This window comes from Pseudomonas sp. NFR09, from assembly GCF_900111535.1.
GTDB lineage: Bacteria > Pseudomonadota > Gammaproteobacteria > Pseudomonadales > Pseudomonadaceae > Aquipseudomonas > Aquipseudomonas extremorientalis.
Genome location: NZ_FOIH01000007.1, coordinates 256,924 through 282,051, shown reverse-complemented (window position 1 = coordinate 282,051; position 25,128 = coordinate 256,924). Strand labels below are relative to the sequence as shown.

General features: G+C 62.4%; 26 protein-coding genes. 15 read left to right on the top strand and 11 right to left on the bottom strand.

Translation table 11 applies throughout. The features are described 5' to 3' along the window. Nucleotides 1-50: 50 nt before the first annotated feature. Nucleotides 51-800 carry a UDP-2,3-diacylglucosamine diphosphatase gene (gene lpxH, locus BMX59_RS17720; protein WP_093123992.1) on the bottom strand — a complete coding sequence of 250 codons (750 nt, stop codon included), beginning with the start codon at nucleotides 798-800 and terminating at the stop codon, nucleotides 51-53. Then, nucleotides 797-1,300, bottom strand: a complete 504-nt coding sequence (locus BMX59_RS17715) for a peptidylprolyl isomerase (RefSeq protein ID WP_010209496.1) — start codon at nucleotides 1,298-1,300, stop codon at nucleotides 797-799. The genes lpxH and BMX59_RS17715 overlap by 4 nt, the downstream gene beginning before the upstream one ends. A 239-nt stretch (nucleotides 1,301-1,539) precedes the next feature. Here BMX59_RS17715 and BMX59_RS17710 point away from each other — a divergent pair, with 239 nt between their 5' ends. Then, nucleotides 1,540-3,240 carry a glutamine--tRNA ligase/YqeY domain fusion protein gene (locus BMX59_RS17710; protein WP_092244897.1) on the top strand — a complete coding sequence of 567 codons (1,701 nt, stop codon included), beginning with the start codon at nucleotides 1,540-1,542 and terminating at the stop codon, nucleotides 3,238-3,240. Between the two features lie 21 nt (nucleotides 3,241-3,261). Then, a complete protein-coding gene (gene cysS / locus BMX59_RS17705) occupies nucleotides 3,262-4,650 on the top strand; it encodes a cysteine--tRNA ligase (protein ID WP_092244900.1) in 1,389 nt (462 codons plus the stop codon). A gap of 352 nt (nucleotides 4,651-5,002) precedes the next feature. Here cysS and BMX59_RS17700 read toward each other — a convergent pair whose 3' ends face one another. Next, nucleotides 5,003-5,551, bottom strand: coding sequence for a dihydrofolate reductase family protein (locus tag BMX59_RS17700; protein ID WP_093123988.1), 549 nt, complete (start codon nucleotides 5,549-5,551; stop codon nucleotides 5,003-5,005). Nucleotides 5,552-5,662: 111 nt separating this feature from the next. On the opposite strand from BMX59_RS17700, the gene lepB reads away from it, so the two are divergent. Both lepB and BMX59_RS17690 read left to right on the top strand, forming a co-directional pair. Continuing rightward, nucleotides 5,663-6,331, top strand: a complete 669-nt coding sequence (lepB, locus tag BMX59_RS17695; RefSeq protein ID WP_093123985.1) for a signal peptidase I — start codon at nucleotides 5,663-5,665, stop codon at nucleotides 6,329-6,331. Between the two features lie 180 nt (nucleotides 6,332-6,511). Further along, nucleotides 6,512-7,294 carry an SDR family oxidoreductase gene (locus tag BMX59_RS17690; RefSeq protein ID WP_093123982.1) on the top strand — a complete coding sequence of 261 codons (783 nt, stop codon included), beginning with the start codon at nucleotides 6,512-6,514 and terminating at the stop codon, nucleotides 7,292-7,294. Here BMX59_RS17690 and BMX59_RS17685 read toward each other — a convergent pair. Next, on the bottom strand, nucleotides 7,291-7,620 hold the full coding sequence (locus BMX59_RS17685) for a winged helix-turn-helix transcriptional regulator (protein WP_024076220.1): 330 nt from the start codon (nucleotides 7,618-7,620) through the stop codon (nucleotides 7,291-7,293). The two genes, BMX59_RS17690 and BMX59_RS17685, sit on opposite strands and share 4 nt — an antisense overlap. Before the next feature lie 112 nt (nucleotides 7,621-7,732). Between BMX59_RS17685 and BMX59_RS17680 the strand changes: the two genes are divergently transcribed. Beyond that, nucleotides 7,733-8,191: an HIT family protein gene (locus tag BMX59_RS17680; protein ID WP_093124186.1), complete on the top strand. Its 459-nt coding sequence runs from the start codon at nucleotides 7,733-7,735 to the stop codon at nucleotides 8,189-8,191. Between the two features lie 126 nt (nucleotides 8,192-8,317). Here BMX59_RS17680 and BMX59_RS17675 read toward each other — a convergent pair whose 3' ends face one another. The 7 genes from BMX59_RS17675 to BMX59_RS17645 form a co-directional block, all read right to left on the bottom strand. After that, entirely contained in the window at nucleotides 8,318-8,656 is a 339-nt protein-coding gene (locus tag BMX59_RS17675; protein ID WP_028616866.1) for a Na+/H+ antiporter subunit G, read from the bottom strand. Further along, nucleotides 8,653-8,931 carry a K+/H+ antiporter subunit F gene (locus tag BMX59_RS17670; RefSeq protein ID WP_005789171.1) on the bottom strand — a complete coding sequence of 93 codons (279 nt, stop codon included), beginning with the start codon at nucleotides 8,929-8,931 and terminating at the stop codon, nucleotides 8,653-8,655. Before BMX59_RS17670 ends, BMX59_RS17675 begins: the two co-directional genes overlap by 4 nt. Then, nucleotides 8,928-9,416, bottom strand: a complete 489-nt coding sequence (locus BMX59_RS17665) for a Na+/H+ antiporter subunit E (protein ID WP_071493444.1) — start codon at nucleotides 9,414-9,416, stop codon at nucleotides 8,928-8,930. Before BMX59_RS17665 ends, BMX59_RS17670 begins: the two co-directional genes overlap by 4 nt. Beyond that, nucleotides 9,413-11,095, bottom strand: a complete 1,683-nt coding sequence (locus BMX59_RS17660; RefSeq protein ID WP_092244912.1) for a monovalent cation/H+ antiporter subunit D — start codon at nucleotides 11,093-11,095, stop codon at nucleotides 9,413-9,415. Before BMX59_RS17660 ends, BMX59_RS17665 begins: the two co-directional genes overlap by 4 nt. Beyond that, nucleotides 11,092-11,436: a Na+/H+ antiporter subunit C gene (locus BMX59_RS17655; protein WP_003192163.1), complete on the bottom strand. Its 345-nt coding sequence runs from the start codon at nucleotides 11,434-11,436 to the stop codon at nucleotides 11,092-11,094. Before BMX59_RS17655 ends, BMX59_RS17660 begins: the two co-directional genes overlap by 4 nt. Beyond that, nucleotides 11,436-14,357, bottom strand: coding sequence for a monovalent cation/H+ antiporter subunit A (locus BMX59_RS17650; protein WP_093123979.1), 2,922 nt, complete (start codon nucleotides 14,355-14,357; stop codon nucleotides 11,436-11,438). The genes BMX59_RS17655 and BMX59_RS17650 overlap by 1 nt, the downstream gene beginning before the upstream one ends. Before the next feature lie 214 nt (nucleotides 14,358-14,571). Further along, complete coding sequence (locus BMX59_RS17645) at nucleotides 14,572-15,501, bottom strand: DMT family transporter (RefSeq protein WP_093123976.1); 930 nt, start codon at nucleotides 15,499-15,501, stop codon at nucleotides 14,572-14,574. 92 nt (nucleotides 15,502-15,593) lie between these two features. On the opposite strand from BMX59_RS17645, the gene BMX59_RS17640 reads away from it, so the two are divergent. The 10 genes from BMX59_RS17640 (at nucleotide 15,594) to BMX59_RS17595 (ending at nucleotide 25,123) form a co-directional block, all read left to right on the top strand. After that, nucleotides 15,594-16,157 carry a helix-turn-helix domain-containing protein gene (locus BMX59_RS17640; RefSeq protein WP_093123973.1) on the top strand — a complete coding sequence of 188 codons (564 nt, stop codon included), beginning with the start codon at nucleotides 15,594-15,596 and terminating at the stop codon, nucleotides 16,155-16,157. Between the two features lie 156 nt (nucleotides 16,158-16,313). Then, nucleotides 16,314-17,510 carry an SfnB family sulfur acquisition oxidoreductase gene (locus BMX59_RS17635; RefSeq protein WP_093123969.1) on the top strand — a complete coding sequence of 399 codons (1,197 nt, stop codon included), beginning with the start codon at nucleotides 16,314-16,316 and terminating at the stop codon, nucleotides 17,508-17,510. Between the two features lie 12 nt (nucleotides 17,511-17,522). After that, on the top strand, nucleotides 17,523-17,849 hold the full coding sequence (locus BMX59_RS17630) for an acyl-CoA dehydrogenase (RefSeq protein WP_071491957.1): 327 nt from the start codon (nucleotides 17,523-17,525) through the stop codon (nucleotides 17,847-17,849). Further along, nucleotides 17,849-19,282: an LLM class flavin-dependent oxidoreductase gene (locus tag BMX59_RS17625; RefSeq protein WP_092244926.1), complete on the top strand. Its 1,434-nt coding sequence runs from the start codon at nucleotides 17,849-17,851 to the stop codon at nucleotides 19,280-19,282. Before BMX59_RS17630 ends, BMX59_RS17625 begins: the two co-directional genes overlap by 1 nt. 112 nt (nucleotides 19,283-19,394) lie before the next feature. Next, nucleotides 19,395-20,297, top strand: a complete 903-nt coding sequence (locus BMX59_RS17620) for an AMP-binding protein (protein WP_058423841.1) — start codon at nucleotides 19,395-19,397, stop codon at nucleotides 20,295-20,297. Further along, the gene (locus BMX59_RS17615) at nucleotides 20,294-21,064 is read left to right on the top strand and encodes an ABC transporter ATP-binding protein (protein WP_093123966.1); all 771 of its coding nucleotides are present in this window, start codon (nucleotides 20,294-20,296) and stop codon (nucleotides 21,062-21,064) included. Before BMX59_RS17620 ends, BMX59_RS17615 begins: the two co-directional genes overlap by 4 nt. Continuing rightward, nucleotides 21,064-21,945, top strand: a complete 882-nt coding sequence (locus BMX59_RS17610; protein ID WP_058423839.1) for a branched-chain amino acid ABC transporter permease — start codon at nucleotides 21,064-21,066, stop codon at nucleotides 21,943-21,945. The genes BMX59_RS17615 and BMX59_RS17610 overlap by 1 nt, the downstream gene beginning before the upstream one ends. 4 nt (nucleotides 21,946-21,949) lie before the next feature. After that, nucleotides 21,950-22,999: a branched-chain amino acid ABC transporter permease gene (locus tag BMX59_RS17605; protein ID WP_071491953.1), complete on the top strand. Its 1,050-nt coding sequence runs from the start codon at nucleotides 21,950-21,952 to the stop codon at nucleotides 22,997-22,999. 21 nt (nucleotides 23,000-23,020) lie between these two features. Then, on the top strand, nucleotides 23,021-24,352 hold the full coding sequence (locus BMX59_RS17600; RefSeq protein WP_093123963.1) for an ABC transporter substrate-binding protein: 1,332 nt from the start codon (nucleotides 23,021-23,023) through the stop codon (nucleotides 24,350-24,352). Nucleotides 24,353-24,355: 3 nt separating this feature from the next. Next, a complete protein-coding gene (locus BMX59_RS17595; protein ID WP_093123960.1) occupies nucleotides 24,356-25,123 on the top strand; it encodes an ABC transporter ATP-binding protein in 768 nt (255 codons plus the stop codon). Nucleotides 25,124-25,128 lie beyond the last annotated feature (5 nt).

The window sequence follows — 25,128 nt, the reverse complement described above, 5'->3', positions numbered from 1 at the left end:
CCCTCCCACATTTTGATCTCTTTTCACGGGGGATCTGGGGTGTTGGTGGCTCAAGCCCCAGGCAACGCCAATTGCGGATTGACGAAGTCAAACGCCGCCAACTGAAACCCTTGCTCATCCACCTGCAGCGCCCACCCCTGCTTGTCCCAATCCCCCAGCACAATGCGCTTGGCGGCCTGGTCGCCAATCTGCAACTTGTGAATGGCGGGGCGGTGGGTGTGGCCGTGGACCAGGGTGCGCACGCCGAACTGCTGCATCACCCGTGGGACTTCCTCGGGCGTTACATCGACAATGTCGTTGGCCTTCATGCGCGTCTGCGCCCGGCTTTCACTGCGCAGCTTGCGCGCCAGCTTGTGCCGCGTGCCCAGGGGCAGGTTGCGCAGGATAAACAGCGCGATAGGGTTACGCAGGATGCGCCGCAGCTTCATATAGCCGACGTCGCGGGTGCAGAGGCTGTCGCCGTGCATCAACAGCACGGGCTCGCCATGGAGCTGCACGACACTCGGGTCCTTGAGCAAGGTGGCGCCTGCGGCTTTGCAGAACGCCTTGCCGATCAGGAAATCGCGATTGCCGTGCATGATGAAAATCGGAGTGCCGCTGTCGCTCAGTTCGCGCAGGGCTGCGCAAATGGAGCGCTGAAACGGTGTCATCCCATCGTCGCCAATCCAGGCTTCGAAGAAGTCCCCCAGAATGTACAACGCCTGGGCGCCACGGGCGCGGCCGTGGAGCAGATCCAGAAACGCCCGGGTGATGTCCGGGCGCGTATCGATCAGATGCAAATCTGAAATCAGCAGTATCACCCAACGATCTCGGCTTTCTCGACGATCACGTCTTCTACCGGAACGTCCTGGTGACCGGCTTTACCGGTGGTCTGCACGCCTTTGATCTTGTCGACGACGTCCTGGCCTTCGGTGACTTTACCGAATACCGCGTAGCCCCAGCCCTGCACGTTCTTGCCGCTGTGGTTCAGGAAGGCGTTGTCGGCCACGTTGATGAAGAACTGCGCGGAGGCCGAATGCGGCTCCATGGTACGGGCCATGGCGACGGTGTACTTGTCGTTGGAAAGGCCGTTGTCCGCTTCGTTCTGGATGCTTGGGCGCTTGTCTTTCTTTTCTTTCATGCCAGGCTCGAAACCGCCGCCCTGGATCATGAAGTTGCCGATGACACGGTGGAAAACGGTGTTTTCGTAGTGGCCGGCGTTCACGTACTCGATGAAGTTGGCGACGGTGATCGGCGCTTTCTCGGCGTTGAGCTCGATGACGATGTCACCGTGGTTGGTGGTCAGTTTGACTTGAGTCATGTTGGCTACTCTTTTCAGGGAATTCGTGGGTTTGGGTGCCCGGGGCACCACGACCGGTATGGCGAAACTGCGGCCAAGGCGCGCAGTTTAGCGTGACCTGCAGGAATTTCGAGGTGGTTTTTTACCACTGGTGCGTTAAATGCACCGCAACCCTGTCAGCGGCTTGACAGCATCAGCTATGATAAGCCCTTTGTTTTGTCGGCCTAGCCCGGCCACGTACTTGTCTGTTCAAGGATCCTATGAGCAAGCCCACTGTCGACCCTACCTCGAATTCCAAGGCCGGACCTGCCGTCCCGGTCAATTTCCTGCGCCCGATCATCCAGGCGGACCTGGATTCGGGCAAGCACACGCAGATCGTCACCCGCTTCCCGCCAGAGCCCAACGGCTACCTGCACATCGGTCACGCCAAGTCGATCTGTGTGAACTTCGGCCTGGCCCAGGAATTCGGCGGCGTCACGCACCTGCGTTTCGACGACACCAACCCGGCCAAGGAAGACCAGGAATACATCGACGCCATTGAAAGCGACGTGAAGTGGCTGGGTTTCGAATGGTCCGGTGAAGTGCGCTATGCCTCGCAGTACTTCGACCAACTGCACGATTGGGCCGTCGAGCTGATCAAGGCCGGCAAGGCCTACGTCGACGACCTGACCCCGGAGCAGGCCAAGGAATACCGTGGCACCCTGACCGAGCCGGGCAAGAACAGCCCGTTCCGCGACCGTTCGGTAGAGGAGAACCTCGACTGGTTCGCCCGCATGCGCGCCGGTGAGTTCCCGGACGGCGCCCGCGTATTGCGCGCCAAGATCGACATGGCCTCGCCGAACATGAACCTGCGCGACCCGATCATGTACCGCATCCGCCACGCCCATCACCACCAGACGGGCGACAAGTGGTGCATCTACCCGAACTACGACTTCACCCACGGCCAGTCGGACGCCATCGAAGGCATTACCCACTCCATCTGCACCCTGGAGTTCGAAAGCCATCGTCCGCTGTACGAATGGTTCCTCGACAGCCTGCCGGTACCGGCGCACCCGCGTCAGTACGAGTTCAGCCGCCTGAACCTGAACTACACCATCACCAGCAAGCGCAAGCTCAAGCAACTGGTCGATGAAAAGCACGTACACGGCTGGGACGACCCACGCATGTCGACGCTGTCGGGCTTCCGCCGTCGCGGCTACACGCCGGCGTCGATCCGCAACTTCTGCGAGATGGTCGGCACCAACCGTTCCGACGGCGTGGTCGACTACGGCATGCTCGAATTCAGCATCCGCCAGGACCTCGATGCCAACGCCCCACGTGCCATGTGCGTGCTGCGCCCGTTGAAGGTCGTGATCACCAACTACCCGGAAGACAAGGTCGACCACCTTGAACTGCCGCGTCATCCGCAAAAAGAAGAACTCGGCGTGCGCAAGCTGCCGTTCGCCCGTGAAATCTACATCGACCGCGATGACTTCATGGAAGAGCCGCCAAAAGGCTACAAGCGCCTGGAGCCAAACGGCGAAGTGCGCCTGCGCGGCAGCTACGTGATCCGTGCCGACGAAGCAATCAAGGACGCCGATGGCAACATCGTCGAACTGCGTTGCTCGTATGACCCGGACACCCTGGGCAAGAACCCCGAAGGCCGCAAGGTCAAGGGCGTGATCCACTGGGTGCCGGCGGCGGCCAGCATCGAGTGCGAAGTGCGCCTGTACGATCGCCTGTTCCGCTCGCCAAACCCTGAAAAGGCTGAAGACAGCGCCAGTTTCCTCGACAACATCAACCCTGACTCCCTGCAAGTACTTACGGGTTGTCGTGCCGAACCCTCGTTGGGCGAAGCACAGCCGGAAGACCGTTTCCAGTTCGAGCGCGAAGGTTACTTCTGCGCGGATATCAAGGACTCGAAACCAGGTCGCCCGGTATTCAACCGCACCGTGACCTTGCGTGATTCGTGGGGTCAGTGATTCTGTCTTAAGGGAATTGTCGTGTTAACGATCTACAACACACTCAGCAAGACCAAAGAAGTCTTCAAGCCGCTGGACGGCAACAAGGTGCGCATGTACGTGTGCGGCATGACCGTGTACGACTACTGCCACATCGGCCATGGCCGCAGCATGGTGGCCTTCGACCTGGTGACCCGCTGGTTGCGTTTCAGCGGCTATGACCTGACCTATGTGCGCAACATCACCGACATCGACGACAAGATCATCAACCGCGCCAACGAAAACGGCGAGTCGTTCGACGCGCTGACCGAGCGCATGATCGCCGCGATGCACGAGGACGAGGCGCGCCTCAACATCCTCAAGCCGGACATGGAACCGCGTGCCACCGACCACATCCCGGGCATGCACGCGATGATCCAGACCCTGATCGACAAGGGTTACGCCTACGCGCCGGGCAATGGCGACGTGTACTACCGCGTCGCCAAGTTCATGGGCTACGGCAAGCTGTCGCGCAAGAGAATCGAAGACCTGCGCATCGGCGCACGTATCGAAGTCGACGAAGCCAAGCAGGACCCGCTGGACTTCGTGCTGTGGAAAGGCACCAAGCCCGGCGAGCCGAGCTGGGAGTCGCCATGGGGCGCCGGGCGTCCGGGCTGGCACATCGAATGCTCGGTGATGTCCACCTGCTGCCTGGGCGAGACCTTCGACATTCACGGTGGCGGCAGCGACCTCGAGTTCCCGCACCATGAAAACGAAATCGCCCAGAGCGAAGCCGCCACCGGCAAGACCTACGCGAACGCCTGGATGCACTGCGGCATGATCCGCATCAATGGCGAGAAGATGTCCAAGTCCTTGAACAACTTCTTCACCATCCGCGACGTGCTGGAAAAGTACCACCCGGAAGTGGTGCGTTACCTGCTGGTATCCAGCCACTACCGCAGCGCCATCAACTACTCGGAAGACAACCTCAAGGACGCCAAGGGCGCCCTGGAGCGTTTCTATCACGCATTGAAAGGCCTGCCGGCCGTGGCGCCGGCCGGCGGCGAAGCCTTCGTCGCACGGTTTACCGAAGTGATGAACGACGACTTTGGTACACCGGAAGCCTGCGCGGTGCTGTTCGAGATGGTGCGCGAGATCAACCGTTTGCGTGAGAGCGATCTCGACGCCGCGGCGGGTCTGGCGGCGCGCTTGAAAGAACTGGCCAGCGTGCTGGGGGTTCTGCAAATGAAGCCCGAAGATTTCCTGCAAGCCGGTGCCGAAGGGCGTGTGGATGCGGCGCAAGTGGATGCGCTGATACAGGCGCGTTTGACTGCACGTGCCAACAAGGACTGGGCGGAATCCGACCGACTCCGCGACCAACTCACCGCCATGGGCGTGGTGTTGGAAGACGGGAAGGGTGGGACGACGTGGCGGTTGGCGGATCAGGCTTGATCGGTAAACGCTGAATGAAAAACGCCCCGACTGGTTCGGGGCGTTTTTTTGCACATCCGTTTAACGGCTTACTCGATCGACTGTGGTAGCTGGCAGGGCGGGTGATGAGCGCCCTGTGGCGAGCGGGCTTGCCCCGCGTTGGGCTGTGAAGCAGCCCCAGAACCCGCGGCCGAAGAGTGCCTGATTCACCGCATTCCTCCTTCCAGGGTCGCTTCGCAACCCAACGCGGGGCAAGCCCGCTCGCCACAGTTACGCGCGATATTGAAAGTTGTGCTGATACCTATGTCGCGATAACAGAGTGTCTACCATATATCGATTCGCCCACCTCCATTGCACGCTGGCTTTGCAATTGCTACGACAGCGATACTTGATAGCGGCTCTGCACAAATCCATTGTCCGATACATACGTGCCGAGATGACGAAGTTCTTGCTCGCTGCCCATCTGGCTGAACAAACAAACCCCTTTGCCCAGCAACACTGGTATGCGTGTGATGATCAACTCCTCGATCAGGCCCGCTTCAAGAAACGCCTGGATCGTCTGGCCACCGTCGATATAAAGGTGCTTCATACCGCGCTCGGCTAACGTTGCCACCAGTGTGGTCACGTCTCCCGCCATGACCTCGATCTTGCCCTCCAGATGTGTCGGAATCTGCAACTGCTGGCGAGACAGCGCAATCACCGGGATACCCTCATAGGGCCACTCCGCAAAGGACAACACCTTCTCCAGGGTCTTGCGTCCCATCACCAGCGCATCCACCGTGGCGACAAAGCCTTCATAAGTCACGCCGTTCAACTCGGCGGTTTCATACTCCGGCCGGTGCAACCAGTCGATATCGCCGTCCGGACGGGCAATGAAGCCGTCGACGCTGGCGGCGATAAACACTGAACATTTGATATACATGGCGCAAACTCCTTTTGTGCGCTTGGACGCTAATGTTGATTTAATCCTCGCGTGTAACAACCGGGCGTCTGGGAAACAGACCTGATGCCCCTTTCTGCCGTGCGAGGATGTATGCGAAGTTGGTTGATCCGTTACCGTTACGCAATCATTTTCTGGTTGTGCTTCGGCGTTTTCCGTACCTCCCTGGCGGACTGGAATCCCATTCCCTCCGGCTCCATGCGCCCGACCTTGCTGGAGGGCGATGTAGTGTTGGTGAACCGGGTGGCCTACGACCTCAAGCTGCCGCTCACGGACATTTCCCTGGCCCAGCTCGATAACCCCCGGCGCGGTGATGTGGTGACGTTCTCGTCGCCCAAGGACGGCATGCGTCTGATCAAGCGCATCGTCGGCATTCCCGGTGACACCCTGGAAATGAAAGATGAGGTGTTGTGGGTCAACGGCGTGCCTGCCACCTACAGTGACGCGCAGGACATCAGCGAACCCATCCTGCCCGGCCATACGGTGCCAGGTATCAAGCTGACCGAACGGGCGGCCAACCGTCAGCGCACGGTGCAGTTCATGCCGACGGTGCGGGCACTGCGCAATTTCGGGCCGGTGGTGGTGCCGGCCGACAGTTACTTCATGCTGGGGGACAATCGCGATAACAGCGATGACTCCCGGTACATTGGTTTTGTGCCGCGTCGGCTGTTGATCGGGCGGGCACATCATGTGCTGGCATCGGCGCAGATCCTGGATCACTGGATGCCACGCCTGAACAGATTTGGCGCGCCGATCCTGTAAGGGCAAGCCCCCATTACCCTTTTAGGAGCTGGCAAGCCGGCTCCTACAGTTGGGTGTGTTACGAGGGCCCCTGAATCCAGACACTAACTTTTGGGTTAGCCCATTACCTTTTCGTGCGTTCTTGTGGGCTGTCCGCCCGGTTCCTATCCTGCGGTCTCCGTTTATCCAGGAGTAGGTTCCATGAGCTTTGATCTCGGACTAAAAGGCCTCCGTGCGCTGGTCACCGGTGGCACCAAAGGTATCGGCGCCGCCGTGGTGGCGGTGTTGCGTGAACAAGGCGCCCAGGTAATTTCGGTCGCGCGTTCGGCGGCGGATTCGACGCCCGAAGGCGTGCATTTCATCGCTGCCGACCTGGGCACTGCCGCCGGTTGTGCGAGTGCTACTGAGGCGGTGAAGGCTCGGCTTGGCGGCGTCGATATCATCGTCAATGTGCTCGGCGGCTCAAGCGCGCCCGGCGGTGGTTTTGCGGTGCTCGATGATGAGCAGTGGGCTAATGCCCTGGGCCAGAACCTGATGGCGGCAGTGCGGGTGGATCGGGCGCTCCTGCCTGGGATGCTTGCGCGCGCCGCCGGGGTGATTATTCATGTCACGTCGATCCAGCGGGAGTTGCCGTTGCCGGAGTCGACCACGGCGTATGCCGCTGCAAAGGCAGCATTGGCGACCTACAGCAAGAGCCTGTCGAAAGAAGTCACGCCCAAGGGTATTCGGGTGGTGCGGGTTTCGCCGGGCTGGGTGGAGACGGACGCGGCGGTAGCACTGGCGGAGCGCCTGGCGGAGCAGGCGGGAACGGACTACGAGGGGGGCAAGCAGATCATCATGCAGGCGCTCGGCGGTATTCCGCTTGGACGGCCGGCCAAGCCCCAGGAGGTGGCTGACTTGATCGCCTTCCTGGTCTCGCCCCGCGCCGCGTCGATCAGCGGCACCGAGTACGTGATCGATGGCGGCACCGTCCCTACGGTCTAATTCGTCGGTTTGGCGGCCTGCCATTTGAGCAGGCCATCCAGTACCGGGCACAGGCTTTGCCCCCACTCGGTCATACGGTATTCCACTTTGGGCGGCACTACTGGGTAGACCGTGCGCTGTACCAGGCCATCGGCTTCGAGCTGGCGCAATTGCTGGGCGAGCATCTTTTGCGAGATATCCGGGATCAGTCGCTCAAGGTCGGAATAACGCTGCACCTGGCCGCCGAACAGGTGGAACAGAATGATCAGCTTCCAGCGCCCGCCAAGCCAGGCGAGCGTGGTTTCGACGTCGGCGGCGGCGGTGGCAGGGGTGTAGGTTTTACTCATCGCATACGTCCTAGGACATTTCGGAAAGTTGCCATTTGTTTTGACGTCCGCTGCAGCCTGGCTTTAGATGGTCGACACGACCAAACCCACGATGAAACCAGCGGTGATTCAAATGGATTGTATCTTCTGCAGCATTGTTCAAAAGACCTCCCCAGCGCACATTCTGTGGGAAGACGACCAGCATATGGCGTTTCTTTCGATCTTTCCCAATACACCGGGTTTCAGCGTGGTAATCCCCAAGCAGCACTACGGCAGCTATGCGTTTGCGCAGTCGGATGAGGTGTTGGCCGGGCTTGCCGTTGCAGCGAAGAAAACCGCGCTTCAGATCGACCGTGCGTTTCCCGATGTGGCGCGCACCGGGATGATCCTGGAAGGGTATGGCGTGGATCACCTGCATGCGAAGCTGTTTCCCATGCATGGAACCGGCGGCGACAGTACCTTCAAGCCGCTGAGTTCGAAGGTGGACAAGTTTTTTGAGGCATATGAAGGCTATATCTCGTCCCATGACCATGTGCGGGCGGATGATGGCGAGTTGGCGGAACTGGCGACCAGAATCCGATCTTTCGCCTGACACAGTTCAAAATGTGGGAGGGGGCTTGCCCCCGATGGCAGTGTGTCAGCCAGTATATCTGTAGCTGACCCACCGCTATCGGGGGCAAGCCCCCTCCCACATTTGGACCTTTGTGTTTCTGAGGACTCAGCGGCGGCTGCTGACTTCGGCGGGTACATCATCCCCAGCCATGCGCTTGCGGAACAACGCCGTGCGCGCCAACAGCAACGTGGTCACCGGCACGGTGATCGACAGCAGAATCGGAATCAACCACCCGTGCAACACCGGCCCGGACTTGAGCACCGAAAAATAAATGATCGACGCCAACGCCACACACCACGCTCCCAGCGTCGATGCGAGTGCCGGCGGGTGCATGCGCTGGAAGAAGTCCTTCATGCGCAGCAACCCGATCGCGCCAATCAATGCAAATACACTGCTGAGCACCAGCAGTACCGCGACGACGATTTCCATCCACAACGGCATCATTCAATCACCTCCCCACGCAGCAGGAATTTCGCCAGGGCAAACGAGCCGACGAAGCCGAACAGCGCGATCAGCAGCGCCGCTTCAAAGTAGGTGTCACTGGCATACCGGATACCCAGCACCAGCATCATCAACATCGCCAGGATGTACAGGTAGTCCAGCGCCAGTACCCGGTCCTGGGCTGACGGGCCTTTGAACAGGCGGATAAGCGTCAGCACCATGGCCAGGGAGAACAGGAACAGGCTGAACAGGATCGCATTGGAGAGCAGCGCGCTCATTCGAAGATCTCCATCAGGGGCCGTTCGTAGGTGGTCTTGAAGTGCTCGATGAAGGGCGCCTCATCGTCCAGGTCGAATACGTGCAAGAGCAGGATGCTGCGGTCCAGCGCCAGTTCCGACCAGATGGTGCCGGGCACCACGGTGGTGATCATCGACAGCGCGGCGAGGCCGTTGGGGTCGCGCAGGTCCAGGGGAATCCTGATGAAGCGCGAACGCGGTGGGCGGGAGCCGCAGGTCAGCACGCCCCAGGCCACTTGCAGGTTGGAGACGATCACGTCACGGCCCACCAGGAAAAACAGGCGGATGATCACGCCGGGGCGACGGATGCGGATCGGCAGTGGTCGCAACGGTGCCATCAGCAGCGGCGCAAGAAAGCCCAGCAGTGCACCCAGCAGCAGGTTGCCCGGGCTGACCGACAGGTTCAGCACCAGCCACAGCACCCACAGCGCCAGGGACAGCCACGGAGCAGGGAACAATCGCTTCATGGTTGCACCTCCAGGGCGGCGGCCTGGGCTTCGGGGCTCGGCACCGGACGCGTGGCCATCACCGCCATCACATAGTGCTCGGGGTTGTTCAGGCTCACGGCAGTGGCCTGGGTGTAGCGCAGCAGTGGTTCCGCCTTGAAGGTCAGCAGGATGCTCAAGCCCAGCAGGAAGAAAATCGGCACGCATTCATAGCGACGCAGTAGCGGCGAAGGGCGTTCTTCCGGGGTCCAGAAGCGCTGGATGCCCAAGCGTGCGAAGGCAATCAACGAGGCCAGGCCGGAGAGAATCAACAACGCCACCAAGCCCCAGGCGGCTGGCCGGATCGGTTCGTCAATACTCATACCCAGGCCCAGTGGATTGACCAGCGCACTCAACAGACTGAGCTTGCCGATAAACCCGGAGAGCGGCGGCATGCCGATGATCAGCAGGGCGCAGGCGATAAAGCTCAAGCCGAGGAACGCCATGGTCCAGGGAATCACCTGGCCGACCACGGCTTGCTGCTCGTCATCGAGGTTGACGCCAGGGCGCGGGTGCAGGGATTCCATGGCCTTGGGCAACGCATCGATCTCTTCGTCCAGCGGCAGGTCGTTGGCCGAGCGTGACCGTTCGATCAATTCAGCCAGCAGGAACAGCGCGCTCAAGGCCAGGGTGGAACTGACCAGATAGAACAGCGCGCCCGCCGTCAGGCTTGGTTGGGCGAAACCGACGGCGGACAGCAAGATCCCCGCCGACACCAGGATGCTCAAGCTGGCCATGCGCTCCAGGCGCTGCGCCGCCACCATCGCCAGCGCCGCGCAAATGATGGTCGCCATGCCGCCATACACCAGCCAATCCCCGCCAAACAGCGCCGACGCCCCGGCCTGGCCGGAGAACAGCAGGGTCCACAGGCGCAGCACGGTGTACACGCCGACCTTGGTCATGATCGCAAACATCGCCGCCACCGGCGCACTGGCCGAGGAGTAGGCGGGCGCCAGCCAGAAGTTCAGCGGCCACATGCCGGCCTTGGCCAGGAACGCCGTCGCCAGGATCGCCGCGCCGGCATGCAACAGACCACGATCGGCCTCCGGCACCAGCGGGATTTTCAGCGCCAGGTCAGCGAAGTTCAGCGTGCCGGTGACACCGTAGATCATCGCCGCGCCAATCAAGAACAGCGAAGACGCCAACAGGTTGATCGCAATGTAATGCAACCCCGAAGACACCCGCGCACGCCCGGAGCCATGCAGCATCAGGCCATAGGAGGCCGCCAGCAGCACTTCGAAGAACACGAACAGGTTGAACAGGTCCGCCGTGAGGAAGGCGCCGTACAACCCCATCATCTGGATCTGGAACAGTGCGTGGAAGCTGGTGCCCGCACGATCCCAACGGGCCATGGCGAACAGCAGCGCACTCACGCCGATGATCCCGGTGAGTACCAGCATCAGCGCCGAGAGTTGGTCCACCACCAGCACAATGCCGAATGGCACCTGCCAGTTGCCCGGCAGGTAAACCCCAATCGAGCCTGGGCCGCCTTTTTGCGTCCAGTACAGCAGCAGGATGGCGATGCCCAGGCCGATGACGCTGGAGAACAGATTGATTTTCGCCTTGAGCGGGCGGCGCTTTTCGCCAAGCATCAGCATCAGCGCGGCGGTCAGCAACGGCAGCAGGATCGGTGCGACGATCAGTTGATTCACCCAATTCATTCCTTGGGCTCCCGGCCGTCCACATGGTCGGTGCCGGTCAGGCCCCGGGAGGCGAGCAGCACCACCAGGAACAACGCGGTCATGGCGAAGCTGATCACGATGGCCGTGAGCACCAGGGCCTGGGGCAGCGGATCGGTGTAGTTGAGCAGGTCCTGCGGCACGCCGTCCTTGATGATCGGCTCCTTGCCGATAAACAGGCTGCCCATGCTGAAAATGAACAGGTTGACCCCGTACGACAGCAGGCACAGGCCCATCACCACCTGGAAGGTCCGTGGCCGCAGGATCAACCAGACGCCGGAAGCCGCCAGGACTCCAATGGCAATTGCGATGACTTCTTCCATCAGGCGGCTCCTTCCGTTGCGGCAACCACTTTGGCCTGGTTGCTCGGTTTATGGGCCCGCACGGACTGGTGACCGAGGGCGGTGAGCATCAGCAGCGTCGAACCGACGACCATGGCGTACACGCCGACGTCGAAGAACAGCGCGCTGGCGATGTGAATGTCGCCAAGCAATGGCAGGCTGAAATGCCAGGTGTGAGTGGTGAGGAACGGGTAGCCGGCAAACAACGCGCCGAGCCCGGTCAGGGTTGCCGACAGCAGCCCGAAGCCCATCCAGCGCATCGGCCGCAGGCTCATCTGCGCCTCGACCCACTGCGTACCGGCGACCATGTATTGCAGGATGAACGCCACCGACATCACCAGCCCGGCGACAAACCCGCCGCCTGGTTGGTTGTGGCCGCGCATGAACAGGTAGAACGACACCACCAGCGCAATCGGCAGCAGCAGGCGCACCAGCACCGCCGGCACCATCATGAAGCCCAGGGCGGTGTCGCTGGCCTGGCGCGGGTTGACCAGGTCGGTGGCCACGTCCGGCGCCAACTGGCGCTGTTGCGGCGGCAACTCCATGCTCTCTTTTGACGGGCGGAAGCGCCGCAGCAGGGCGTACACCGTCAGCGCCACGGCGCCGAGTACGGTGATTTCGCCCAGGGTGTCGAAGCCCCGGAAGTCCACCAGCATCACGTTCACCACATTGCTGCCGCCGCCTTCGGGCAGGGCGCGGCTGAGGTAGAACGAAGAAATATCGTTGGGCGTCTGGCGCGTCAGCATCGCGTAGGACAGCAACGCCATGCCGCCGCCCACCACGGTGGACAGCAGGAAGTCACGCAGGCGACGGATGCGCGCCTTGCGCAGCGAGCTGGGCAGTGGCGACACCTCTTCGATCCGCCGTGGCAGCCAGCGCAGGCCGAGCAGGATCAGCACGGTGGTGACCACTTCGACCACCAACTGGGTCAGCGCCAGGTCCGGCGCCGAGAACCACACGAAGGTCACGCAGGTCATCAGGCCGCACACGCTGACCATGGTCAGGGCCGCCAGCCGGTGGTACTTGGCTTGCCAGGCGGCGCCGAGGGCACAGGCTATCGCCAGCAGCCACAGGGTGACGAACACGATGGAGCCCGGGATCTTCGGGCGGTCGCCCCAACTGAGGCCACTGTTGAGCATCGGGATCATGCCGCCGATCACCGCCACCAGCACCAGCAGAAACAATTGGGTCTGCAGGCGCTTGGTGCTGATGCGCTTCTCGATCCTGCGCACGCCGCGCATCATCACCACCAGGCTGCGCTCGAAGCCGCGCTTGCCGTTGAAGTAGCTGATTACCGGCGGGTACTTGAAGCGGCCACGCTTGAGTTGCTTGCGCAGCAGCAGGTACAGCACCACGCCGCCGGACATGGCCACCAGGCTCATGATCATTGGTGCGTTCCAGCCGTGCCAGATCGCCAGGCTGTACTCCGGCAGCACGCCACCCACTACCGGCAGCGCGGCGGCGGCGAGGATCGAGCCGACCACCTGGGCCGGGAAGATCCCCACCAGCAGGCAGGTGAACACCAGCAACTCGACCGGTGCGCGCATCCAGCGTGGCGGTTCGTGGGGAGTGTGCGGCAGGTTGGTCGCGGTCGGGCCGAAGAACACGTCGACGGTGAAGCGCAGGGCGTAGGCCACGCTGAAGGTACCGGCGATGGTCGCGATCAACGGCAGGGCGAACTCCACCCAGGCCGTCGAGGTGATGAACACGGTTTCGGCGAAGAACATCTCTTTGGACAGGAAACCATTGAGCAACGGCACGCCGGCCATGGACGCACTGGCCACCATCGCCAGGGTCGCGGTAAACGGGATCAACCGCACCAGCCCGCTGAGCTTGCGGATGTCCCGCGTACCACTTTCATGGTCGATGATGCCCGCGGCCATGAACAGCGAAGCCTTGAACGTGGCGTGGTTGAGGATGTGGAATACGGCTGCGACGGCCGCCAGCGGGCTGTTGAGGCCCAGCAGCAAGGTGATCAGCCCGAGGTGGCTGATGGTGGAGTAGGCCAGCAGGCCCTTGAGATCATTCTGGAACATGGCGCAGTAAGCGCCGAGGAGGAGGGTAAGGGCGCCGGCACCGCCGACGATCCAGAACCATTCTTCGCTGCCGGACAGCGACGGCCACAGGCGGGCCAGCAGGAACACGCCGGCCTTCACCATCGTTGCCGAATGCAGGTACGCCGACACCGGCGTAGGGGCCGCCATCGCGTGGGGCAGCCAGAAGTGGAAGGGGAACTGCGCGCTTTTGCTCAAGGCGCCGATCAGCACCAGGGCCAGCATGACCGGGTACAGCGAATGCGCGCGGATCTGCTCGCCCGCCGCCAGTACCTGGTCCAGGTCATAGCTGCCGACGATATGCCCCAGAAACATTACGCCCGCCAGCAGGCACAGGCCGCCGGCGCCGGTGACCATCAGCGCCATGTACGCCCCACGGCGCGCATCGGCGCGGTGGTGCCAGTAGCCGATCAGCAGGAACGAGAACAGGCTGGTCAGTTCCCAGAAGAACACGATCTGGATCAGGTTGCCGGAGATCACCAGCCCGAGCATGGCCCCCATGAAGGCCAGGAAAAACGCGAAGAAGCGCGGCACCGGATCGTCCGGCGACATGTAATAGCGCGCATACAGCGACACCAGCGTGCCGATGCCCAGCACCAGCATCGAGAACAGCCAGGCAAACCCATCCATGCGCAGCACGAAGTTCAGCCCGAGGCTGGGCAACCACATGAATTCTTCGCGGATCACGCCACCGTGGGCGATCTGGGGGTAGAGCAGGGCGACTTGAATAGTGCCGACCAGGGCCACCAGGCCGGCCAGCAGGGATTCGGTGTTACGTGCATTGTGCGGCAGCAAGGCCGCCAGACAGCTGCCAATGAACGGCAGAAGCAGTAGAACTATCAGGGACATAGGCTTCTAATCTGCGGGAGTTTGGGATGCATCATACGTGCCGCTTTAACGATCACCAAACGGCAAGATGTGGCAGGATCCTACAAGCTAAGCCGAAATCGCCCATTTGGCATTGTTTCAGGTAACCCGATTCGGGCAAGCGACACCGCCCCCCCCTGTGGGAGCCGGGCTTGCCCGCGATGGCGATCTGACAGCCACTGCAAGTACTCGGACCTTATCCCTGCTGTTCCTGTTCCCTCTCATCGCGCAATTCCAGGGCCTTCTGCCCCTTGGTCTTCATCTCGCTGACAATCACCGCCAACACAATCAACGCCGCCCCCACCATCGCGATCGGCGGGAAGCGTTCCCCGGCAATCCGCCCGACCACGCCGGCCCACACCGGCTCACCGGCATAAATCAACGTGGCGCGGGTCGGCGAAACACTTTGCTGCGCCCAATTCATCGCCACCTGGATCACCGCACTGGTCAAGCCCAGGCCCACCGCGCTGAACAGCAGCAACCACGAAAACCCCGGCAGCGCCTCGCCCATTGGCACCACCATCAGGAACGACAGCAACGACGCCGTGGCCAGTTGCACCACGGTCACCCGACGCACGTCCACCTGCCCGGCAAAGGCGCTGATCAGGATGATCTCCGCCGCGATTGCCACTGCACCGATCAACGTGGCGATTTCACCGGGACTGAAATTCAGCGAAGCCCCCGCCGGCCCGGTCAGCAGCATCAAGCCGGTAAACGCCAGCATAATACCGATGCTCGGCATCAACCCCGGGCGCCGGCCCAGCACCAGCCATTGCAACAGCGGTACGAACGGCACATATAACGCCGTGATAAACGCCGATTGACTGCTCAAGATGGTCTGCAAGCCAATCGTTTGCAGCCCGTAGCCAAACATGATCGCCACACCGATAAACACCCCGGCCTTCAATTCAAACAGCGTCAGGTCGCGCAACGTGCGCAAGGAAAAGAACCCCACCACAATCGCTGCGGCCGCAAACCGCAAACCGACAAAAAACATCGGCCCACTGACCGTCATCGCATGTTGCACCAGCAAAAAGGTGCCGCCCCAGATCATGGTGATCACCACCAGGATGCATTCGGCTTTGCTGAAACGGTTGAAACGAGGGGAGGCGGTCGGGGTGGTCATGGCGGCTCGGTCTTGCAAGGGAAAGGCACGGACCGCACAATGCGCCGCACGCTGGGCAGTATACTGCGCACACCCACCCATTGAGCAATATAGTGCACAAAGAAAATCCCCACCGGGCTTCGGTCCTGCAGCACGTCAGCCAGAACGTCCGTCGCCTGCGGCATGCCGCCGACCTGAGCCAGACTGCGCTCTCGGAAAAATCCGGCGTCAGCCGGCGCATGCTGGTGGCCATCGAGGCGGGCGAAAAGAACGTCAGCCTGTCCACCCTCGACCGCGTGGCCGAAGCGTTGGACGTGGCGTTCAGCGACCTGATCCAGGCGCCCGATGCCCCCGACCACAGCCGCATCAATGAACTGGCCTGGGCCGGTGACATTCCCGGCAGCAAGGCGGTGTTGCTGGCCAAGGCCACGGCGCGGCGCGAGGTCGAGTTGTGGGAAATGCAACTGGAGCCGGGCGATCGCTACAGCCCTGACCCCGACCCGGATGGCTGGAGCGTGCAGTTGTTCGTATTCCAAGGCTGCCTCACGCTGCTGGTGGGCGATGAAGAAAAGCGCGTCGCCGCCGGTGAGTTTTATATGTTCGCCAGCCGGAACGTGCATGGTTATCGCAATGACGGCGACGTGGCGGTGCGCTTTGTGCGCAATGTGGTGATCTAACTGTTCTTCCGGCAACAGTGGATGGACACTTTGCTGGTTTGAAAACGCGCTCGGCTGCGCTGAAATGCCAGCAACTCGCTGATTTTATTGGCGACTGGATTCAGGCACGACTCCTGCAATCACCCAGGTAATCCCCTCGGAGCCTGGAGTCGGCCCATGTCAGCCCACCCTCAACACCCTGCCCATATCATCCGCTCGGACGCGGAAGCCATCGAGGTCGCCACGCGCCTGGCCAAACGCTTTGCCGTCGAGGCCAGTGCGCGCGACCGTGAGCGGCGCCTGCCGGTGGCCGAGCTCGACGAGTTCTCCGCGAGCGGCCTGTGGGGCATCACTATTCCCAAAGCGTACGGCGGCGCTGGCGTGTCCTATGTGACCGTGGCCGAGGTAATCAAGCTGATCTCCGCCGCCGATCCGTCCCTGGGGCAGATTCCGCAGAACCACCTGGGCGTGGTGGACATCCTGCTGCAAACCGCGACCGAGGCACAAAAACGGTACTACTTCGGCAAAGTCCTCCAGGGCTATCGCTTCGGCAACGCCTTCTCCGAAGCCAAGAGCAAGAACGCCGGCACCTTCGACACGCAGATTCGCTTCCATGGCGACACCGCGCAAATCAACGGCGAGAAGTTCTACTGCACCGGCGCGCTGTTCGCCCATCTGGTGCCCACCGTCGGCAACAATGAAGACGGCCAGGCCTTTATTGCCTTTGTCGAACGCGACGCGCCCGGCCTGAACGTGATCGACAACTGGGACGGCTTCGGCCAGCGCACCACCGCCAGCGGCGGCGTGACCCTCGATGGCGTCAGCGTGCCCTTGAGCGCGGTAATCCCGGCCCACCTGGCCTTCGACCAGCCCACCGCCAACGGCCCGATCTCGCAGATCATTCAGGCGGCGGTCGATACCGGTATTGCCGTTGGCGCGTTGGAGCAGGCGAAAATCTACGCACGCCAGGCGCGGCCCTGGATCGACAGCCAACAGGATCACGGCTGGCAGGACCCGTTCACCATCGCCGCCATCGGCGACCTGGAATGGCGTGTGCACGGCACCGAAGCCATCCTCGCTAAAGCGGGGGAAGCCGTGGACCGCGCCCTCGCCGAGCCCAGCGAAGACAGCGTTGCCCACGTCTCACTGGTGGTCGCCCAAGCCAAAGTCCTTTCTGCCGAAACCGCCTTGCTCGCCAGCAGCAAACTGTTCGAACTGGCCGGCACCCGCTCGGTCACCGGCAAGCACAACCTCGACCGCTTCTGGCGCAATGCACGCACCCACACTCTGCACGACCCGGCGCGCTGGAAATACCACCTGATCGGCAACTATGTGCTCAACGGCGTAAAACCTGCGCGCCACGCCTGGAACTGAGGAACCTCACCCATGACTGCACTGACCCTTGCGCGCCAACTGCTGGACAGCACCCGCCGTCACGTTGAAAACAGCACTGACCCCTACGTGATCAGCCGCTTCGGCGACTTGCAGATTCGCGTCGATGTGGCCGCGGCCTTGTTTGAACGCGCCGAAACCCATCCAGGCCCGGTGGCGTTGACCGAAGCGCAAATCGCCGCCGCAGAGGCGCTGATCGCCGCGAGCAACGCCGAGTTCGAACTCACCGGCCAACGCACCGCACTGCCGTCGAGCCTTGATGACCCGCTGCGTACGAAGTACCAGATCGTCGGCAACTACCATCTCAACGGAGTGCTTTGATGTCCCGTGAAATCCGCTTGAACGCCTTCGACATGAATTGTGTCGGCCACCAGTCGCCTGGCCTGTGGGCGCATCCGCGTGACCGTTCGTGGCAGTACAAGGACCTGGAATATTGGACCGACCTCGCCAGGATCCTTGAACGCGGCAAGTTCGACGGCCTGTTTATCGCCGACGTGCTGGGCATCTATGACGTGTACAACGGCAACGGCGACGCGGCGATTCGCCAGGCCACCCAAGTGCCGGTCAACGACCCGCTGTCGCTGATCGCACCGATGGCCTTGGTCACCGAACACCTGGGCTTCGGCCTGACCGCTTCGTTGTCGTTCGAACATCCGTACCCGTTCGCCCGCCGTCTCTCGACCCTGGACCACCTGACCAAGGGCCGCATCGGCTGGAACATCGTCACCTCCTACCTGGAAAGTGGCGCCAAGAATCTCGGCCAGAAGGCCCAGACCGAGCACGATGCGCGCTACGACTACGCCGAGGAATACCTGGAGGTCTGCTACAAACTCTGGGAAGGCAGTTGGGAGGAGGGCGCCGTGTTGCGTGACCGCGAACGGCGGATTTTCAGCGACCCGAGCAAGATCCACGAGATCCGCCACGTCGGCAAACACTTCCAGGTGCCCGGCATTCACCTCTGCGAACCGTCGCCGCAGCGCACGCCAGTGCTCTACCAGGCGGGCGCGTCGAGCCGTGGCAAGCAGTTCGCCGCCGAACAGGCCGAGTGCGTCTTCGTTGCCGCGCCGTCCAAGGTGCTGCTGAAAAAGACCGTGGCCGACATCCGCCGACGTGCGGCCGAAGCCGGGCGCGATCCGAAGAAAATCCTGATCTTCAACTTGCAGACGGTGATCGTCGGCGAAACCGATGCCAAGGCCAAAGCCAAGTTCGAGGAGTACAAATCCTATGTCAGCTATGAAGGTGCGATGGCACTGATTTCCGGCTGGACCGGCATCGACTTCAGCCAATTCAAACCGGATGAGCCACTCAAGCACGTGCACACCAACGCCATTCAATCGGCGGTAGAGGCGTTCTCTACGGCCGATCCGAACAAGGTCTGGACCCCGAATGAGCTGGCCGACTGGGTCGGTATCGGCGGCTTTGGCCCGCTGTTCGTCGGCGGCCCGGAAACCGTCGCGGACCTGTTGCAGGAATGGGTCGAAGACACCGATGTGGACGGCTTCAACCTGGCCTACGCCCTGACCCACGAGACCTTCATCGACGCCGTGGACCTGCTGGTGCCGGAGTTGCAGAAGCGCGGGGTGTACAAGACCGAGTATGCCCAGGGCACGTTGCGCGAGAAGTTGTTTGGCGACGGCGCAAGGTTGGCCTCCAACCACCCTGGTGCCGGCTACCGCAATTTATCTGACGCGCACATAACCAATGTGGGAGGGGGCTTGCCCCCGATAGCGGCAGTCCAGTCAAAGCACTTGTGACTGACACACCGCCATCGGGGGCAAGCCCCCTCCCACAGTAGATCGGTGTTGATCCAAATAATCCAGCCAGCGGACCACCGCACGCACACACACCAATAGGAGCACTACCCCTATGAGCGTGCACGAACTCAAACGCCCACTGGCCGTGGAGTGGCCCGCCGAATGGCTCGGCCACCTGCCCAAGGCTCTGGAACAACTGCGCCACTGGGCGCAGATCACGCCGCTGCACACCGCCCTGCGCCACAAGCGCCAGGGGCAGTGGTACGCATGGCGCTGGATCGACGCCTTGCGCGATGTGGAGCGCCTGGCCGATGGCTTGCGCCAGCAGGGGGTCAGCGAGCAATCGCGGCTGGCCCTCAGCGGGGCGTTCGAGCCGAACCTGCTGTTGCTGGCCCTGGCGGCGCAATCCATCGGCGCGCAGGTGCTGACCCTGGCCGATGACCTGGAGCCCGAGGCGCTGCAACAACACCTGTGGCGCATTCGCCCGACTCATTCCTATGTGCAGGGCCGCCAGACTGCGCGGCATTGGCAGTCGGCGAACCTGTTGGATTTCGCCCAGTTGCTCGGCCCGTTGGCGCCGACGCAACACCTCGCACGCTGGTGGCAGCCCACGGGGGAAACCCTGTTGTGGAGCGAAGAGGGCACCCACTGGCAGGGCGGTCTGGCGGTGGTGCTCGAGCAATGGCTGAACAGCGGTCACGGTCTGGCCTTCCCTGAAAGCCTGGCCTCGGCGCGGCGCGACCGCAGCGAAGTCGCGCCCACCGGCCTGCTGTTGTCGCCCGCACGCTTGCAGCACCTGGCCGACGAGATCGATAGCCGCCTGGCGCCCCACGGCACCTGGCGCCGACGCTTATGCGACTGGGCCATCGCCCACCCGCAAAGCGGCCTGCGGCGCCTGCTGAAAAACCGCGTGCGCCGGCTCCTGGGTTTCCAGCGCCTGGCGTACATCTGGCAACCCGTCAAAGCCGCCCCTTCACCGGTGTGGCTGGCGGAATTCAAACGGGACATCGCATGAGCCAGGCCATTTTGCAGGTGCGGAATATCTCGCTGTCGTTCAAGGGGGTCAAGGCGATCAATGCCTTGTCCTTCGAGGTGTTGCGCGGCGAGATCTGCGCGTTGATCGGGCCGAATGGTGCCGGCAAGAGTTCGCTGCTCAATGTGCTCAATGGCGTGTATCGCTTCGATGCCGGCGAGATTGTGTTCGAAGACCAGCACTTTCACCGTATCGATCCGTTGGGCGCCGCGCGCCGCGGCATTGGGCGCACGTTCCAGAACAACGCGCTGTTCAAGAAAATGAGCGTGCTCGACAACATCCTCACCGGCCTGTCGCGGCATATGCGCAGCAGCTTTATCGAACAGGCCCTGGGCTTGCCTCGCGCACGCCGGGAAGCCGAAGCGTTCCGGTTGCGCGCCCAAGGCATTCTCGAATTCCTGGAACTGCAAGCCCACCGCGATGTGCTGGTGGGCAACCTGTCCTACGGCCTGCAAAAACGCGTGGAACTGGGCCGGGCGTTGATCGCAGGGCCGAGCTTGTTGCTGCTGGACGAGCCCATGGCCGGCATGAACGCCGAGGAAAAACAGGAAATGGCGCGCTTCGTTGCCGACGTCAACCGCGACCTCGGCACCACCGTGGTGTTGATCGAACACGACATGGGCGTGGTCATGGGCCTGTCCGACCATGTGGTGGTGCTCGACTACGGGCGCAAGGTCGGCGACGGCACGCCGGCGCAAGTGCAGGCCAACCCCGAGGTGATCGCGGCTTACCTGGGAGTGGTGCACTGATGACGTTTTTCTTTGAAACCCTGCTCGGCGGCCTGCTCGCCGGCACCATGTACTCGTTGGTCGCCATCGGCTTCGTGCTGATCTACAAGGCCAGTGGCGTGTTCAATTTTGCCCAGGGCGCGATGCTGCTGTTTGCTGCACTGACATTCGTCAGCCTGCATGACCAGGGCGTGCCGTTTGCCCTGGCGTTGCTGCTCACGGTGATTGTGATGAGTGTCGGCGCCTTGCTGATCGAGCGCCTGGTGCTGCGGCCATTGGTGAACCGTTCGCAGATCACCTTGTTCATGGCCACGCTGGGCCTGTCGTTCATTATCGAAGGCCTGGCCCAGGGGTTGATGGGCTCCCAGGTGCGGGCGCTGGATTTAGGTATCGACGATGTGCCGCTGTTCGTCGGCCCGCTGATGCTCAGCCAGTTCGACCTGATCGCTGCCGCCGCTGCGGTGGTGCTGGTGACGGTGCTGGCGCTGCTGTTCAACAAGACCCGCATCGGCGTGTCGCTGCGCGCGGTGGCGGATGACACCACGGCGGCGCTGTCCATCGGCATCAACCTCAACCGCATCTGGCAGATCGTCTGGGCGGTGGCCGGCATCGTCGGGCTGGTGGCCGGGCTGCTGTGGGGCGCGCGCCAGGGGGTGCAGTTCTCGTTGTCGCTGGTGGTGCTCAAGGCATTGCCGGTGTTGATCATCGGCGGCTTTACCTCGATTGGCGGGGCGATTGTCGGCGGGCTGATTGTCGGCGCGGCGGAGAACCTTGCTGAGGTGTACATCGGCCCGTTGATCGGCGGTGGTATCACGCCGTGGTTCGCCTATGTTCTGGCCCTGGCCTTCCTGTATATCCGCCCCGCCGGCCTGTTCGGCGAGCGCGCCATCGAGCGAGTCTGAAAGCATGTCGATCCCTCTTGCACAACACACCGCGCCGTTGCTGCTGATTCAGCGGCGCATGCCCTGGGCCTTGATCGGCCTGCTGGCGCTGGCCTTTATCGGGGTGCCGCTGTGGGGCAATGACTATTGGCTGAACGCGATCCTGATCCCGTTCCTGGTGCTGTCATTAGCCGGGCTGGGCCTGAACCTGCTCACCGGCTATACCGGGCAGACCTCGGTGGGCGCGGCCGGCTTCATGGCCGTCGGTGCGTTTGCCACCTACGGTTTTCTGCTGCGCCTACCGGAGCTGGGGTTGCCGGTGGCGCTGCTCGGCGGCGGGGTCATCAGTGCGTTGGTCGGCCTGCTGTTCGGCCTGCCCAGCTCGCGGATCAAGGGCTTCTACCTGATGGTCACCACCCTGGCCGCGCAGTTTTTCCTGGAGTGGCTGTTCGTCAAGTTTCCCTGGTTCTACAACTACGGCTCGTCCGGGACCATTTCCGCGCCCAGGCTGGCGCTGTTCGGCCATGACCTCAACACACCGCTGGGCCGCTACCTGCTGACCCTGGTCACGGTACTGCTGCTGACCTGGACCGCGATCAACCTGGTGCGCAGCCAGGTCGGCCGCAACTGGATGGCGATCCGCGACATGGACACCGCCGCCGCCGTGGTCGGCATTCCGGTGGTGCGCTACAAGCGCCTGGCGTTCGCGGTCAGTTCGTTCTATCTGGGCATAGCCGGTGCGCTGTGGGCCTTCGCCTACCTGGGCACCGCCAGCGCCAGTAGCTTTGATATCAATCGCTCCTTCCAGATCCTGTTCATCATCATTATCGGCGGCATGGGCAGCATCGCCGGCAACTTTGTCGGGGCGGCGTTCATCAGTTTGCTGCCGATCTTCCTCAGCCATGCCGGGCAGGCGTTGTTCGGCGGCTCGGTGGATGCGGGGCAGTTGCAGAACCTGCAGAAAATCATCTTTGGCGTGTTGATCATCGTGTTCCTGATCAAGGAACCCGAGGGCTTGATTCGCCTGTTGCACAACCTGCGTGACCGCGTGCGGCAGTGGCCGCTGCGTTTCTGACATTCCCTTAAGAGAATCCCTATGCGTGCATCCTTGAAACGTTCCTTGATCGGCGCCGCGTTTACGCTGGCGACCTTGGCCGGTGCAGTCCCCCAGGCAATGGCCTCGCCGGACCAGCAATTCATTCCCCTGGCGACCTATCGTGTGGGCGCCTATGCGTCCAGCGGCGTGCAGGTGTGGGCCGGGATGATTGATTACCTGCGTTACATCAACGAGGTCGAAGGCGGCATCAACGGCGTCAAGCTGGTGTGGCAGGAATGCGAGACCGAGTGGACGGCAGAGAAGGGCATCGAGTGCTACGAGCGCTTCAAGCATGGCCTGGATGGCGCGCCGGTCGCGGTGTACCAGCCCAATGGCGCGCCGGCGGCGTATGCGCTGAGCGAGCGGGCCGAGGTGGACAAGATCCCGCTGATCACCCTCGGCTACGGCCGCACCGAAGCCACCGACGGCACGGTATTCCCGTATAACTTCCCGGTGATGCTGACCTTCTACAGCGAGGCGTCGACGCTGGTGAACTACATCGCCGAGCGTGAAGGCGGTTTCGACAAGCTCAAGGGCAAGAAGATCGCCACGGTCTACCACGACTCGGCCTACGGTCGCGAAACCCTCGGCCCGCTCAAGTTGCTGGCGGAAAAATACGGCTTCGAAAACATCCAGATCCCGGTCGCCGACCCCGGCAACGAGCAGTCCGCGCAATGGCGCCAGGCCAACCCGGACTGGGTGTTCCTGCGCACCTGGGGCGTGTCCACACCGGTTGCGGTGAAGACCGCCGCGCGCTTCGGCTTCCCGGTGGACCATATCATCGGCGACATCTGGGCCAGTTCCAGTGAAGACGTATTGCCCGCAGGCGCCGCCGCCAAAGGCTACCTGGCCCTTACGCCATACCCGGCCGGGGCTGATTTCGAGATCCACAAACGCCTCAAGCAATACATCCTCGACAAGGGCCACAGTGACCTCAAGGACCTGAAGAACTTCGGCAGCGTCTACTACAACTCCGGCCTGGTGAACGCCGCCGTGGCGGTGGAGGCAATCCGCACCGGCCAGGCCAAATTCGGCAAGCGCCCGCTCAATGGCGAAGAAGGCCGCTGGGGCCTGGAACACCTGAACATCGACGATGCGCGCTTGAAGGACATGGGCTACCTGGGCCTGATGCAGAACCTCAAGCTGTCGTGCCGCGATCACGAAGGCGGCGGCTCGGCGCGGGTGCAGCAGTGGGACGGCGCCAACTGGACGCTGATCAGTGAGTGGATCGCCGCCGACCGTGGGTTGTTGCGGCCGTTGATCGATGAAAAGTCGGCAGCGTTCGCCAAGGAAAAAGGCCTGACGCCACGCACCTGTACCGGGGACGAATAAATCATGCGCCAGCCCGCCACCGATGCCGCGCAGTCGTCGCTGCTGACGGTCAACGATATCGAAGTGATCTACGACGGCGCGATCCTCGCGGTGGCCGGAGTGTCGCTGAGCGTGCCCAAGGGCGCCATTGTGGCCTTGCTCGGTGCCAATGGCGCCGGCAAGAGCACCACGCTCAAGGCCATCTCCGGGCTGGTACGTGCCGAGCGGGCCGAGGTCAGCCGCGGTGTGATCGAGTACGCCGGCGCCGACCTGGCCGGCATCGACCCCAGCCAGCGCGTGCGCCAGGGCATGGTGCACGTGTTGGAAGGCCGCCATGTGTTCGGCCAACTGAGCGTGGAAGACAACCTGCGCAGCGGCGGCTTTGTGCGACGCCTGAGTCGCCGGGACCTGGAGCACGACCTGGAACGCCTCTACGCCTGGTTCCCACGGCTCAAGACCAAGCGCCATACCCGCGCCGGCCTCACCTCCGGCGGCGAGCAGCAGATGGTCGCCATCGGCCGAGCGTTGATGACCCGTCCTACTTTGGTACTGCTCGACGAGCCGTCCATGGGTCTGGCGCCTATGATCGTGCAGGAGATTTTCGAGATCATCGCGCAGCTCAACCGTGAGCAGCAGGTGAGCTTCCTGATCGCCGAGCAGAACATCAACGTCGCGCTGAACTATGCGTCCCACGGCTACGTATTGGATACTGGGCGCGTGGCCTTGAGTGGCAGCGCCGCTGAGCTGTTGGCGCGGGGCGACTTGCATGACATTTACCTGGGCAAACAGTAAGGGCG

What these genes read in the sequence shown, in the direction of transcription:
- BMX59_RS17595 (WP_093123960.1), top strand. Translation starts at nt 24,356, where the DNA reads ATGCGCCAGCCCGCCACCGATGCCGCGCAGTCGTCGCTGCTGACGGTC.
- BMX59_RS17685 (WP_024076220.1), bottom strand. Translation starts at nt 7,620, where the DNA reads ATGAGTAAAACCTACACCCCTGCCACCGCCGCCGCCGACGTCGAAACC.
- BMX59_RS17600 (WP_093123963.1), top strand. Translation starts at nt 23,021, where the DNA reads ATGCGTGCATCCTTGAAACGTTCCTTGATCGGCGCCGCGTTTACGCTG.
- lepB (WP_093123985.1), top strand. Translation starts at nt 5,663, where the DNA reads ATGCGAAGTTGGTTGATCCGTTACCGTTACGCAATCATTTTCTGGTTG.
- BMX59_RS17670 (WP_005789171.1), bottom strand. Translation starts at nt 8,931, where the DNA reads ATGAGCGCGCTGCTCTCCAATGCGATCCTGTTCAGCCTGTTCCTGTTC.
- BMX59_RS17650 (WP_093123979.1), bottom strand. Translation starts at nt 14,357, where the DNA reads ATGTCCCTGATAGTTCTACTGCTTCTGCCGTTCATTGGCAGCTGTCTG.
- BMX59_RS17665 (WP_071493444.1), bottom strand. Translation starts at nt 9,416, where the DNA reads ATGAAGCGATTGTTCCCTGCTCCGTGGCTGTCCCTGGCGCTGTGGGTG.
- BMX59_RS17680 (WP_093124186.1), top strand. Translation starts at nt 7,733, where the DNA reads ATGGATTGTATCTTCTGCAGCATTGTTCAAAAGACCTCCCCAGCGCAC.
- BMX59_RS17690 (WP_093123982.1), top strand. Translation starts at nt 6,512, where the DNA reads ATGAGCTTTGATCTCGGACTAAAAGGCCTCCGTGCGCTGGTCACCGGT.
- BMX59_RS17635 (WP_093123969.1), top strand. Translation starts at nt 16,314, where the DNA reads ATGTCAGCCCACCCTCAACACCCTGCCCATATCATCCGCTCGGACGCG.
- BMX59_RS17615 (WP_093123966.1), top strand. Translation starts at nt 20,294, where the DNA reads ATGAGCCAGGCCATTTTGCAGGTGCGGAATATCTCGCTGTCGTTCAAG.
- BMX59_RS17710 (WP_092244897.1), top strand. Translation starts at nt 1,540, where the DNA reads ATGAGCAAGCCCACTGTCGACCCTACCTCGAATTCCAAGGCCGGACCT.
- BMX59_RS17660 (WP_092244912.1), bottom strand. Translation starts at nt 11,095, where the DNA reads ATGAATTGGGTGAATCAACTGATCGTCGCACCGATCCTGCTGCCGTTG.
- BMX59_RS17645 (WP_093123976.1), bottom strand. Translation starts at nt 15,501, where the DNA reads ATGACCACCCCGACCGCCTCCCCTCGTTTCAACCGTTTCAGCAAAGCC.
- BMX59_RS17715 (WP_010209496.1), bottom strand. Translation starts at nt 1,300, where the DNA reads ATGACTCAAGTCAAACTGACCACCAACCACGGTGACATCGTCATCGAG.
- BMX59_RS17655 (WP_003192163.1), bottom strand. Translation starts at nt 11,436, where the DNA reads ATGGAAGAAGTCATCGCAATTGCCATTGGAGTCCTGGCGGCTTCCGGC.
- BMX59_RS17700 (WP_093123988.1), bottom strand. Translation starts at nt 5,551, where the DNA reads ATGTATATCAAATGTTCAGTGTTTATCGCCGCCAGCGTCGACGGCTTC.
- BMX59_RS17675 (WP_028616866.1), bottom strand. Translation starts at nt 8,656, where the DNA reads ATGATGCCGTTGTGGATGGAAATCGTCGTCGCGGTACTGCTGGTGCTC.
- BMX59_RS17610 (WP_058423839.1), top strand. Translation starts at nt 21,064, where the DNA reads ATGACGTTTTTCTTTGAAACCCTGCTCGGCGGCCTGCTCGCCGGCACC.
- BMX59_RS17625 (WP_092244926.1), top strand. Translation starts at nt 17,849, where the DNA reads ATGTCCCGTGAAATCCGCTTGAACGCCTTCGACATGAATTGTGTCGGC.
- BMX59_RS17630 (WP_071491957.1), top strand. Translation starts at nt 17,523, where the DNA reads ATGACTGCACTGACCCTTGCGCGCCAACTGCTGGACAGCACCCGCCGT.
- BMX59_RS17605 (WP_071491953.1), top strand. Translation starts at nt 21,950, where the DNA reads ATGTCGATCCCTCTTGCACAACACACCGCGCCGTTGCTGCTGATTCAG.
- BMX59_RS17620 (WP_058423841.1), top strand. Translation starts at nt 19,395, where the DNA reads ATGAGCGTGCACGAACTCAAACGCCCACTGGCCGTGGAGTGGCCCGCC.